The organism is Pseudokineococcus sp. 1T1Z-3 (assembly GCF_037482365.1).
Lineage (GTDB): Bacteria > Actinomycetota > Actinomycetes > Actinomycetales > Quadrisphaeraceae > Pseudokineococcus.
In genome coordinates, this window is sequence record NZ_JBBHZF010000001.1 from 173,293 (window position 1) to 185,338 (window position 12,046).

At 78.3% G+C, this 12,046-nt stretch carries 10 protein-coding genes; 4 read left to right on the top strand and 6 right to left on the bottom strand.

The window, feature by feature from the left end; translation table 11 throughout:
* Nucleotides 1-71 precede the first annotated feature (71 nt).
* The 6 genes from ygfZ to WDV86_RS00765 all read right to left on the bottom strand — a co-directional run bounded on the left by ygfZ (nt 72) and on the right by WDV86_RS00765 (nt 6,072).
* The gene (gene ygfZ, locus WDV86_RS00740; protein WP_339565675.1) at nt 72-1,196 is read right to left on the bottom strand and encodes a CAF17-like 4Fe-4S cluster assembly/insertion protein YgfZ; all 1,125 of its coding nucleotides are present in this window, start codon (nt 1,194-1,196) and stop codon (nt 72-74) included.
* Nucleotides 1,197-1,284: 88 nt separating this feature from the next.
* Nucleotides 1,285-1,971 (bottom strand): response regulator transcription factor, encoded by a 687-nt coding sequence (locus tag WDV86_RS00745; protein ID WP_339565676.1) that lies wholly within the window; start codon nt 1,969-1,971, stop codon nt 1,285-1,287.
* A complete protein-coding gene (locus WDV86_RS00750) occupies nt 1,968-3,227 on the bottom strand; it encodes a hypothetical protein (protein WP_339565677.1) in 1,260 nt (419 codons plus the stop codon). Before WDV86_RS00750 ends, WDV86_RS00745 begins: the two co-directional genes overlap by 4 nt.
* Nucleotides 3,224-4,651 (bottom strand): sensor histidine kinase, encoded by a 1,428-nt coding sequence (locus WDV86_RS00755; protein WP_339565678.1) that lies wholly within the window; start codon nt 4,649-4,651, stop codon nt 3,224-3,226. Before WDV86_RS00755 ends, WDV86_RS00750 begins: the two co-directional genes overlap by 4 nt.
* 3 nt (nt 4,652-4,654) lie before the next feature.
* A complete protein-coding gene (locus tag WDV86_RS00760; RefSeq protein WP_339565679.1) occupies nt 4,655-5,320 on the bottom strand; it encodes an arsenate reductase/protein-tyrosine-phosphatase family protein in 666 nt (221 codons plus the stop codon).
* Nucleotides 5,317-6,072: a hypothetical protein gene (locus WDV86_RS00765; RefSeq protein WP_339565680.1), complete on the bottom strand. Its 756-nt coding sequence runs from the start codon at nt 6,070-6,072 to the stop codon at nt 5,317-5,319. The genes WDV86_RS00760 and WDV86_RS00765 overlap by 4 nt, the downstream gene beginning before the upstream one ends.
* A gap of 275 nt (nt 6,073-6,347) precedes the next feature.
* On the opposite strand from WDV86_RS00765, the gene WDV86_RS00770 reads away from it, so the two are divergent.
* The 4 genes from WDV86_RS00770 to WDV86_RS00785 all read left to right on the top strand — a co-directional run bounded on the left by WDV86_RS00770 (nt 6,348) and on the right by WDV86_RS00785 (nt 11,852).
* Nucleotides 6,348-7,058: a winged helix-turn-helix transcriptional regulator gene (locus WDV86_RS00770; RefSeq protein WP_339565681.1), complete on the top strand. Its 711-nt coding sequence runs from the start codon at nt 6,348-6,350 to the stop codon at nt 7,056-7,058.
* 71 nt (nt 7,059-7,129) lie between these two features.
* The gene (gene mshD, locus WDV86_RS00775; protein ID WP_339565682.1) at nt 7,130-8,098 is read left to right on the top strand and encodes a mycothiol synthase; all 969 of its coding nucleotides are present in this window, start codon (nt 7,130-7,132) and stop codon (nt 8,096-8,098) included.
* Between the two features lie 116 nt (nt 8,099-8,214).
* On the top strand, nt 8,215-10,581 hold the full coding sequence (locus tag WDV86_RS00780) for an RNA degradosome polyphosphate kinase (protein WP_445262877.1): 2,367 nt from the start codon (nt 8,215-8,217) through the stop codon (nt 10,579-10,581).
* 146 nt (nt 10,582-10,727) lie between these two features.
* Nucleotides 10,728-11,852, top strand: coding sequence for an NUDIX hydrolase (locus WDV86_RS00785; RefSeq protein WP_339565684.1), 1,125 nt, complete (start codon nt 10,728-10,730; stop codon nt 11,850-11,852).
* Nucleotides 11,853-12,046: the final 194 nt, after the last annotated feature.

Sequence of the window (12,046 nt, forward strand, 5' to 3'; positions counted from 1 at the left end):
TGACGATAGGGCGAGCAGCGCGTGCACACGGGGTCCTCGGCGCAGGACGGCCCCGGGTGCCCCGCGGCGGGTCAGGGCCGGACGACGACCTCCTGGGCCGCGGTGACGGCACCGCCGGAGGGCACCTCGGCCAGCAGCACGTCCCCCGGGGGCGTCGACCGCTTGACGACGGCGAGAGCGACCGGCCCGAGCTCGTGGTGGCGCGCCGACGACGTGACCGCCCCCACCGACCGCCCGGGCGTGCCGTCCTCGCCCCGCACGTGGAGGGCGGCGCCGGCCGGCGGCAGCTCGTGCCCCGAGCCGTCGAGGTGCAGCGCGACCAGCCGCCGCGGGGGCCGGCCGAGATTGTGCACCCGTGCGACGGTCTCCTGGCCCCGGTAGCAGCCCTTGCGCAGGTGGACGGCCGTCCGCAGCCAGTCGAGCTCGTGGGGGATGGTGCGGTGGTCGGTCTCGGCGCCGGCCCGCGGCCGCCACGCCTCCACCCGCAGCGCCTCGGCCGCCCACGTGCCGGCGAGGTCGCGGTCGGCGACGAACGTCGCGAGCTCCTGACGCGGCACGAGCACCTCCCGCCACGGGCGGCCCGCGCCGGGGTGCTCGTCGTCGGCGACGTCGGCGTAGGCGACGCCGCCGGGCGCCGTCGCCGGCCACGTGTCCACCCACGCCAGCGGCTCGCCGTCCACGCTCTCGCGGGCGACGGGCTCGCCGACGACGGCCACGGCGTCGGTGACGTCCGCCACCTCGACGCGCAGCATGAAGCGCATCCGGTCCAGGAAGGCGAGGACCTCCTGCTGCGCGCCCGGCTCGACGGTGACCCACGTGGCCTCGCCGTCGTCGACCAGGTGCAGGGCGTGCTCGACGTGCCCCTTGGGGCTCAGCAGCAGGGACTCGGCGCTCGTGCGCGGCGGGAGGTCGCCGAGCGACTGCGTCGTCAGCGAGTGCAGCCACGTGCGCCGGTCCGCCCCCTCGACCCGGAGCACCCCGCGGGTGGAGAGGTCGACGAGCGCGAGGCCCTGGGCGAGCAGCCGCTGCTCGCGGACGGGGTCTCCGTAGTGCCACGCCGTGCCGGCGTCGACGCCCTCGGCCGCGACCGCGCCGGGCCGCTGCAGCAGAGGTGAGGGCGGCGCCGCCGGGACGTCGGCCGTCGCCGTGCCGGCCGACGGCTGCGCCTGCAGGCCCTGCCCCGTGGTCGCCGTCATGCCCGGGGCAGCGTCCCCGCCTCCCCCGGTGTTCCCTCCCCGGGCCCCTTCTGGCCCCCTGGCCCCACTCCTGGCCCCACTCCTGGCCTCACCCCTGGCCGGGAGGCCCCACCTCGCGGACCCACCCGTCACGCTGGCCCACCTCGTACCAGTCGACGCGGCCCTCGATCCGCACGCCGCGCTCGGCGTACTTGCGTCGCGCCCGCTGCAGGTAGGTGCGCACGGTCGGCTCGCCCACGCCCATCTGCCGCGCCACGGTGCGCAGCAGCAGGCCCGAGCCGAACAGGACCAGCGCGCGGCTCTCCTGCGGGCTCAGCGCCGGTCGCCACCCGTCCCCGCCCGCGAGCACCTCCGCCAGCTCGGGCGTCACGTGGGACTCCCCGCGGGCGGCCGCCCGCACCGCCGCGATCAGGTCGGCGCGGCCGCTGACCTTCGGCACGTAGGACAGCGCCCCCGCCTCGACGGCCCCCTTGACCGACACGGGCTCGGCGTCGGCGCTCATGACGACCACGGCGCACCCCTCGGCGACCAGCCCGGCCACCGTGGCCGGGGGCGAGGACTCGTCGTCCAGGCGCAGGTCGAGGACGACCACGTCCACCGGGTGCTCGGGGTCGGCCCGCAAGGACGCGACGTCGAGGTAGGTGCCGACCAGCCGGACGTCCTCGCCGGCAGAGGCGCACCAGGCGGCCACGCCGTCGAGGATGACGGGGTGGTCGTCGACGACCGCGACGCGGACGCGGCCGCCGGGGCGCGGGGGCCCGATGGGTGGGCTCACGGCGTCCTCGCCGTCGCGTCCGGCGCCTCGGCCAGGTCACCGACGACCTCCAGGACGCTCACGCCGTCCCCCTCGCGGATCCAGCCGGCGGCCGCCAGGTCGAGCACGAGCTGCTCGGCGAGCGGGTCCTGCAGCAGGGGGCCGGCGTCGCGCACCGCGAGCACCGCGCTGCCGGGCAGCAACGTCACCGTCACCTCGCCGCCGTGGGCCCGGCACAGCCGCACGAGGGCCAGCAGCGCCTCCCGGCGGCCCGCCCCGAGCCCGTCGGGGGCGGCGGCCCCGGCGGGCGCGCCCTCCACGGGCCCCGCGACGGCGCGCACGACGGCCGGCGGGGCCGGCAGGCGCGCGCCCGGCGCCCCGGCGGGGACGGCGTCGACCGGGTCGTCCGCCAGGGCCTCGTCGAGCCACGTGCGGCTCGTGCGGCGGAGCAGGTGGGCCCGCAGCCGGCGCGAGGCGGCCGCCGCGCGCTCGGCGTCGGCGGCACCCAGCGGCAGGGCGGCCCCCGCGACGACGCGCTCCAGCAGCGGGCCGACCTCCCGGCGCGCGGCGGCGAGCCGGGCGACCCGCTCGACCTCCTCGGCGGCGGTGGCCCGCCGCTCCACCTCCTCGGCCTCGGCCTGCTTCCTCGCCAGGCGCCGGGCCTGGGTGAGCTGTGCCACGAGGAGGAGGTAGGCGGCGGAGGCGACCACCGGGGCGGCGGCCGCCAGCGCGACCTCCAGCCCTCGGGCCAGGGACAGCACCGGCACCTGCGGGGAGTGCACGAAGGAGCCGGCGAGCACCAGCAGCGTGTGCAGGGCACCGACGCCCACGACGACGCCCAGCGGCCGGACGGCCGCGAGGGCGAGGACGGCGAGCCCGCCGCCGGTGACGGTGAACAGGCCCTCGCCGTACACCTGCGAGCCGGCTGTCAGGGCGAGCACCAGCACGTCGGCGCCCAGGACGGCGCTCGCCGTGGCGACCACGGCGAGCCCGGAGGACGCCGCGCGCGTCCGCCCGCTGGCGAGGACGAGCGCACCGGGCACGACCACGAGGAGGGCCACCGCCAGCCACGCCGCGGGGCGGGAGCTGAAGGTCCCCGGCGCGGCGAGGGCGACCCGCAGGCCCGCCTGCACCGCCAGGAGGGCGACGACGACGAGCAGCAGGCGGCGGCCGTCGAAGACGGCGTCGCCGAGGCCGACGCGCCACCACGGCACGGAGGAGGGCAGAGCGGACCCCACCTCGTCCGCGGCGGGCCGGGCCGCCGGCAGCACGCTCACGCCGTCCCCGCGCCGGTCCGCGCGCCCGGCACCGCACCGGTCCCGCTCCCGCTCCCGGGCACGGACAGCGCGAGCAGGGTCCCGCGACCAGGCCGCGAGCGGAGGTAGGAGGTGCCGCCGACCTCGGCCAGCCGCTCGTGCACCGAGCGCTCCAGCCCGAAGGAGCTGGGGGCCACGGCCTGCGGGTCGAAGCCGGCGCCCGCGTCGACCACGAGCACCCGGGCCCCGTCCGGCCCGAGGGACCAGACGACGAGGGCTGAGTCGGTGCGGGCGTGCCGGACGACGTTGCGCAGCGCCTCGCCCGCCGCGCCCAGCAGCGCCTCCAGCTGGTGGGCGCCGAGGACGGCGACCGCCTCCACCGTCGGGCCGGCGTCGACCGCGCGGCTGCGGGCGGCCGCCCGACGGAGCTCGACGCGCACGCCTTCGCCCCCGATGCGCGTGGCGAGCCGCCGCAGCCCTTCCCGCAGCTCGCACGCCGGGTCGGCCCCGGTCGGCGCGAGACCGGCCCCCGGGCCGGTGCCCACGACCGGCGGCCCTGGCACGGACGACCCAGGCACCGGCGGCCCAGGCACCGGCACCCCAGGCACGGGCGACCCAGGCACGGGCCCCGTCCCGCGGGCTCGCGAGCCGGCGGGCTCGGACTCGACGAGGTGGGCCAGGGCCTCGGCGGCGAGCTCGCGGACGGCGGGGGCGCGAGCCGCGTCGGCGTCGACGAGGGCGGCCAGGGCGCCCAGCACGACGTCGTGCAGGCGGGCGTCCAGCCGGCGCCGGGCCGCGGCGGCCCGGCGGGCCACCTGCAGGTCCACCGACGCCGCGCGCCGCAGCTGCACGGCCTGCTCGGCCTGGGCGGCGCTGCGCTCGGCGACGACGAGCGTGCCGACGGCGAGCAGCGCGGTCACCGCCGGCCCGACGAGGTCGAGGGCGCCGACGCCCGCGAGGGCGGCGGACGCCGACGCCAGCCCCAGCCCCAGCGCCCCGGCGGCCGCGGCCCGCACCAGGACACGACCCACCGGCCCGCGGGTGCCCGCGACGAGCCAGAGCGTCGCCGAGGCGGGGGTCGGGAGCACGCGCAGCGACCCCTCGAGCTGCTCGGGGGACCCCTGCGCCACGAGAGCCGGCAGGGCGACGCAGGTGAGCAACGAGGCCCAGAGCGGCACCGCCACCGGCAGGCGCGCGAGCAGGTGCCCGAGCACCAGGGCGAGCAGCACCGCGACGAGCACGGCGCCGGCGAGCGGCCACGCGGCGGTCGGCGACGGCGTCAGGGCCGACGCGGCGAGGGCGAACAGCACGCCGCCGAGCAGCACGAGCGCGACGCAGCCGGTGAAGACGCGCCGACCGCGCTCGAGGAGACGGCGCAGCGACGGCTCCGGCCCGACCCCCGGCCCAGGGGCGGTGGCCGCGGGCGTCCCCGCGACGGCGCGCACCGCTCAGCTGCTCCGCGGCCGGGGCCGACCGGCGTCGGTGATGGTGCCGGTCGTGGTGGGGGCGATCGGGGTGGGGGCGGTGGTGGCGGCGGACCTGGCCGGGGCCGGCCCGAGCACCCGGGCCAGCACGGCGACGGCACTGGCGACGACGGCGGCGCTGTCGGCGAAGCCGCCCGCGGGGCCGTCGGAGGGGTCGGGGACGTCCTCGTCCTCGGGGCGGCGGGGCGGCCCGACGTCGGCGCGGCGGCGGGCGGCCGTGCCCGCGGCGGCCCGGACCCGGGCGGCGGGGTCGCGGCCGGCCACCCTGGCGCCCTCCAGCAGCCGGGCGAGCTCGCGCAGGGTGAAGGTCCACCGGGCCGCGCGGGGCGCCGTCCGCACGACGTCGGCGGCGTGCGCGCGCGAGAGCGCCAGCACGAGGTCGGCGCCGAGGGCGTCGGCGGGGACGAGGCGGCGGGCGGCGAAGCCGTCGACCGAGCCGCCGTGCTCCAGCACCGGCCCGACGGCCCCGGGCGTGATGGCGGCCCCGGGGGCGGCCCGCAGGCCGACCGCGACGACCTCGACGCCTGGGCCCAGAGCCGGCGCGAGGAGCCGCTCGAGCGTCGCCGCCCGGCAGGTCCCGTCGCCGCAGACGGCGAGGACCCGGGCGGTCCCGGTCAGCGTGGGGCTCACGGCCCGAGCACCAGGGCCAGCAGGTGCACGGGGACGGCGACCAGGGCGACCGCCGCGAGGCCGACGACGGCCGCGCGCCGCCTGGTGGCCGCGCGCGGCAGCGCCACGAGCAGCCGGTCGACGGCGGCGACGACCGCTCCGACCGCGAGACCGGCGAGGGCACCGGCGAGGGCGGACACCCCCTCGAGCAGGCCCGCGACGAGCGCCCCGGCGGCGGCCGCCGCCGGCAGCCCCACCGCGGCCGTGAGGCGCTGCGGCCAGGGCAGGGCGCACGCCGCGAGCGCGGCGGTGGTCGCCGCGGCGCCGACGAGCACGGCCGCCGGCTGCAGGAGCCCCGCCGCGAGCCAGCCGGAGGCCAGGACGGCGAGGGCCGACCCGGCGACGGTGGCGGCGACCGACTCCGCCAGCCGAGGACGCCCGTCCGAGCGCAGCACCTGGTGGCCGAAGGCCGCGACCACGGCGAGGCCCAGCACCGCGAGGACCCCGGCACCCGCGGGCAGCAGGCCGGGCCCCAGAAGGCCGTCGGCCCGGTCGCCCACCACGACGGCGGCCACGGCCCCGAGCGCGCAGACGGCGACGACGACGCTCGTGCCCTGCTCGGCGGGCACGGCGAGCAGCCGCGGCCAGCCCCACGCCAGCGTGAGCCCCGTCACGGCGACGACGGGGGCCAGGAGCACCGGGAGGCCGAGGGCGGCGGCGGCGAGCAGCACGCACGAGGCCGTCCCCGCCGCGGCGGGCACGACCCGGCTCACGACCGACGTCTCCTCACCTCTCCCATCCTGGCAGAAGGGACCCGCCCGCCCGTGCGGTCGCCGGCCCTCGCCCTCGGCCCTCGTCGTCGGCCCTCGTCGTCGAGCGGGCGCCGCGCGCACAGTCCTCGGGCCCGGGCACCGGCTCCCCTATCCTCTGCGCAGCGCTCACCCCGCCGTGCTGCCGCTGGCCGGGGCCGGGCGTCGACCGCCTGCGGCAGAGGCAGGGGCAACCAGTCCGGGGCAGACCGTCCGGACGGCGCGAGGGGAGGTCGACGGTGGCGCAGCTGCTGCTCCTGACGAACGCCCTCGCGCCCTCCTCGGAGGTGCTGCCCGCCCTCGGCCTGCTCGCCCACCACGTGCGCGTGCTGCCGGCCGAGCCCGCCGTGCTCGTCGACGCCCCCGCGGCGGACGCCGTCCTCGTCGACGGGCGGCGCGAGCTCGCCGCCGCCCGCTCCCTGACGCGGCTGCTGCGCAGCACCGGCGTGTCCTGCCCCCTGCTCCTCGTGCTCACCGAGGGTGGCCTGGCGGCCGTCGCCGCCGACTGGGGCGCCGACGACGTCGTCCTCGACCTCGCCGGCCCCGCCGAGGTCGAGGCACGGCTGCGCCTGGCGGCCGGGCGGGCGCGCCTGGCCGACGTGTCCACCGACGAGACCGAGGAGATCCGCGCCGGGGACGTCGTCATCGAGGAGGCCACCTACACCGCGCGGGTCCGCGGCCGGGTGCTCGACCTCACCTACAAGGAGTTCGAGCTGCTCAAGCACCTGGCGCAGCACCCCGGTCGGGTCTTCACCCGGGCCCAGCTGCTGCAGGAGGTCTGGGGGTACGACTACTTCGGCGGGACCCGGACCGTCGACGTCCACGTCCGCCGTCTGCGCGCCAAGCTGGGCGCCGACCACGAGCAGCTCATCGGCACGGTCCGCAACGTCGGCTACCGCTTCGTCCCGCCCTCCCGCGAGCGCCGAGAGGACGAGCCCGTCGAGGCGTGAGCCGCCCCGCACCAGGCCGCAGGGCCGCGTCGCCGGGCCTCCGCGGGCCGCCCGCCCCTAGGGTCGCGGGCGTGCCCAGCCCCCGCCGACCCGACCACCGAGGGCCAGCGGTCGTCGAGCGACGTCCGCGGCTGACGCCGGCGGAGACGACGCAGGTCCGAGGGCTCCTGGCCGCCGCCGAGCGGGCGGACGGGACGCCGCCGGTCTCCGAGCAGGGCGTGCTGCAGCTCACGGCGGGCGCCGCGGCGCAGACGCACCTGCTCGCCGTCGCGGACGAGCAGGTCGTCGGCTACGGCAGCCTCGTGCCGTCGGACGACCCCGCGGGAGCCGCGGCCCTGGTCGGCGAGCTCGTCGTCGCCCCGGACGCCCGCGGCCGGGGGAGCGGGCGGGCGCTCGTCGAGGCGGCGCTCGCGGCGCGCGGGCCCCGCGCGCTGCGGCTCTGGATGCACGGCGACCTGCCGGCGGCCCGCCACCTCGCCGAGGACCTGGGCCTGCGCCGCGTCCGCGAGCTGCTCACCCTGCACACGAGGCTGGGCACGCTGCCGGCCCTGCCCGAGGTGCCCGGCACGCGGGTGCGCGCCTTCCGGCCCGGCGAGGACGAGGAGGCCTGGCTCGCCGTCAACGCCCGCGCCTTCGCGAGCCACCCGGAGCAGGGCTCCATGACCCTCGACGACGTCCTCGCCCGCGAGCGCGAGCCGTGGTTCGACCCGGCGGGCCTCCTGCTCGTCGAGGACACCTCGAGCGGGGAGCTCCTCGCCTCGCACTGGACCAAGACGACGCCGTCGCCGCGCCCCGAGGAGGCCGGCCCGCGCGGGGAGGTCTACGTCGTCGCCGTCGACCCCCCGGCGCAGGGCCGCGGCCTCGGCCACCTCGTCACCCTGGCCGGTCTGCACCACCTGGCCGGCCGCGGGGTGCGCGACGTCGACCTCTACGTCGAGTCCGACAACGTCCGCGCCGTGGCGACCTACCGCCGCCTCGGCTTCGAGCGTTCCGGCGCCGACGTCCTCGTCGAGGCACCCGCGCGCGGCCCCGGCTCGTGAGCGCCGGTCGGCGCGAGCGACGACGTCGCCGTCAGCGCCGCGACAACCTCTCTCCCGCAGCGCCCGTCGCCGAGCCTCGACGCTCGGTCACCTCTGCGACGCCGCACGGTGGCACCATGACGGGGGTGACGACGTCCACAGCCCCGGGCAGCGCACCGACCGACACCTCCGGCGCCCCGGCGCCCGAGCACGAGACCCCCTCCCCGGGCCGCCCCGCCGAGAGCCCCGGCGGCGACCACGAGGGCGAGGAGACACCGGAGGTCGCCGTCGCCCCCGGCGTCACGCTGGACGAGGGGCCGACGGCGGCCCTGGCCACCGAGACGGCCGCCCACCTCGGGGAGCCGACGCCGCTGCCGGTGCCCGGTGCCGCGGCCGGCGACGACGACCCGCTGCCCGACGACCGCTTCCTGGACCGAGAGCTGTCCTGGCTGGCCTTCAACGACCGGGTGCTGCAGCTGGCGGAGGACGACGCCGTGCCGCTGCTGGAGCGGGCCCGCTTCCTCGCCATCTTCGCCTCCAACCTCGACGAGTTCTTCATGGTCCGGGTGGCGGGGCTCAAGCGACGCATCGCCACCGGCCTCGCCGTCACGGCCGCCTCGGGGCTGCAGCCGCGCGAGGTGCTCTCGGCCATCTCCCGGCGTGCGCACGAGCTGATGGCCCGCCACGCCGCCGTCTACGCCGAGGTGCTGGGGCCGCAGCTCGCGGACGCGGGCATCCGGGTCGTCGGCTGGGCCGACCTGGAGGAGGACGAGCAGGAGCGCCTGGGGGACTTCTTCTCCCGGCAGGTCTTCCCCGTCCTGACCCCGCTGGCCGTCGACCCCGCGCACCCCTTCCCCTACATCTCGGGGCTCTCGCTCAACCTGGCCGTCGTCGCCCGCAACCCCGCGACCGGCACGGAGCACTTCGCCCGGGTCAAGGTCCCCCCGCTGCTGCCGCGCCTGGTGCAGGTCGACGACGAGGACGCCGTCGACGTCGCTCCGGGCTCGGTGCGCTTCCTGCCGCTCGAGACGCTCATCGCCACCCACCTCGACCAGCTCTTCCCCGGCATGCGCGTGGTCGCGACGTCGGCCTTCCGCGTGACGCGCAACGAGGACCTGGAGGTCGAGGAGGACGACGCGGAGAACATCCTCCAGGCGCTGGAGAAGGAGCTGCTGCGGCGGCGCTTCGGCCCGCCGGTCCGCCTGGAGGTGGCGAAGGACACCGACGCCCACGTCCGCGAGCTCCTCGTGCGCGAGCTGGGCGTGCGCGGCAGCGAGGTCTACGAGCTGCCCGCGCCGCTGGACCTGCGGTGCCTCAACGCCGTCGCCGACCTCGACCGGCCCGAGCTGCACTACCCGAAGGCCGTCTCCCGCACCCACCACCTGCTCACGGACGGGCGCGAGACCGCCACCCCCGGGGACTTCTTCACCGCCATCCGCAAGCACGACATCCTGCTGCACCATCCCTACGACGCCTTCTCCACGAGCGTCCAGGAGTTCGTCCAGCAGGCGGCGGGCGACCCGGACGTGCTCGCGATCAAGCAGACGCTGTACCGCACGAGCGGGGACTCCCCCATCGTCGACGCGCTCATCGACGCCGCCGACGCCGGGAAGCAGGTCGTCGCCCTCGTGGAGATCAAGGCGCGCTTCGACGAGCAGGCCAACATCTCCTGGGCACGCAAGCTGGAGGAGTCGGGCGTCCACGTCGTCTACGGCATCGTCGGGCTCAAGACGCACGCCAAGCTGTGCCTGGTGGTGCGCCAGGAGCGCGAGGGCCTGCGCCGCTACGTGCACATCGGCACGGGCAACTACAACCCCAAGACGGCCCGCCTCTACGAGGACATGGGGCTGCTGACGGCGGACGAGACGGTCGGCGAGGACGTCACCAAGCTGTTCAACCAGCTCTCCGGCTACGCCCCGCGGACGACCTTCTCCCGCCTCCTCGTGGCGCCGCGGTCCCTGCGGGCCGGCCTCGTCGAGCGGGTCGAGCGCGAGGTCGAGCACCACCGCGCGGGCCGCCCCGCCAGCGTCGCCATCAAGGTCAACTCGATGGTCGACGAGACCATCATCGACGCGCTGTACCGCGCGTCCCGCGCGGGCGTGCCGGTCACGGTGGTCGTGCGCGGCATCTGCGCGCTGCGCCCGGGCATCCCCGGCCTGTCGGAGACCATCCAGGTGCGCTCGCTCCTGGGGCGCTACCTCGAGCACAGCCGCATCTTCGCCTTCGCCGCGGGCGGCAACCCCGAGGTGTGGATCGGCAGCGCCGACATGATGCACCGCAACCTCGACCGGCGGGTCGAGGCCCTGGTCAAGGTCGACGACGGCGCCGAGGTGGCCGAGCTGCTGGAGTACATCGACCTCCAGGCCGACGACGCGACGTCGTCCTGGCACCTGGGCCCCGACGGCGCATGGACCCGGCACGCACGCGACGCCGAAGGCCGGCCGCTGCTGGACGCCCAGCAGCACCTGCTGGAGCGGCGGCACAGCTCCGCCGCGCTGACCTGAGCGGCAGCGGGCCCCGTCCGCGACCCCCCTCGCGCGAGAGCGAGGTCGACGGGCCCTCCCCCCGCCCTGGCTCGGCGCGCGCCGTGCCGCGCCCGCCGCCCGGACGCCGGCCCGCCCCGCGGGCGCCGGGCTGGCACGCTGCCCCCGTGGCCGACGACGCACCACGACCCGAGCCGCTCCTCGGCACCTCCGCGCTCCTGCTGGGCACGGGCACGCCTGCCGACGACGGCAGGCCGGGCGCGAGCGCCGACGACGACGCCCCGGGCGGTGAGCGGCACGGCGAGCGGGAGGTCCCCGGCGGGCCGGGGGCCGACCGCGGCCCGCGCGGCGCCGACCCGGTCCGGGCGGCCGGTGCGCTGTGCTGGCGGGTCCGGGGCGGTGAGCTGCAGGTGCTGCTCGTGCACCGGCCGCGCTACGGCGACTGGTCCTACCCGAAGGGCAAGCTCGACCCGGGCGAGCACACCGTCGTCGCGGCGCGGCGCGAGGTCGCCGAGGAGACCGGGCTGCAGGTCACCCTCGGCCCGCCGCTGCCGTCCGCGCGCTACGTGCTGGGCACCACCGCCGCCGACAAGGTGGTCAAGACCGTGGCGTATTGGGCCTCGCCCTCGCCCGTCGACACGCTGCCCCGGCCTCCGCGCCCGCGCGAGGTCGACCGCACCGCCTGGTTCGACGTCGAGGAGGCGCAGCGGCGGCTGACCCGGCGGGGGGACCAGGTCCAGCTGCGGGCGCTGGCCGCGATGCACGCCGACGCGGCCCTGGACACGTGGGCCTTCGTCGTCGTCCGGCACGGGCACGCCCGGCCGACGACGGTGTGGGCGCATGACGAGGCCGACCGGCCCCTCGTGGCCGCCGGGCGCCGCGAGGCCGCCCAGCTCTCGCCGTTGCTGGCGGCCTGGGCACCCCGTCGCGTGGTCTCCAGCCCGTGGCGGCGGTGCCTGCAGACGGTCCGGCCATTCGCGGACGCCACGGGGACCAAGCTCGTCACGAAGGGGCGGCTCACCGAGTCCGCGCACCGCAAGGACCCCGACAAGGTCGCCCGCTACGTCGGCCACCTCGTCGACAAGGCCCGCCCGGTCGTCCTGTGCACCCACCGGCCCGTCCTGGGCACCGTGCTGGGCGCCCTCGCCGGCCGGACCGCGGGCGGCGGCGGCGTCGGCGCGGACATCCCCGCCCACGACCCCTTCCTGGCCCCGGGCGAGGCGCTCGTCGCGCACGTGTCCCACCGGACCGGCCGCGTCGTCGCGGTCGAGCGGCACAGCGTCCTGCCGTGAGGGCGACCAGCCCTGACGTCGTCACCGAGAGTGCCGATCTCCTGACTCTCGGTCTTCGTCGCGGCGGCGTGCTCGCCGCTGGGTGAGCCACCGGCGCGAGCCGACGCGACCCGTTCATCTCTCGTTCACCCTGGCCCGCCGGGCGGGACACCTCGGCTCCCTACCGTCGCCCCCGACGGCGCGCAGGACGGCGC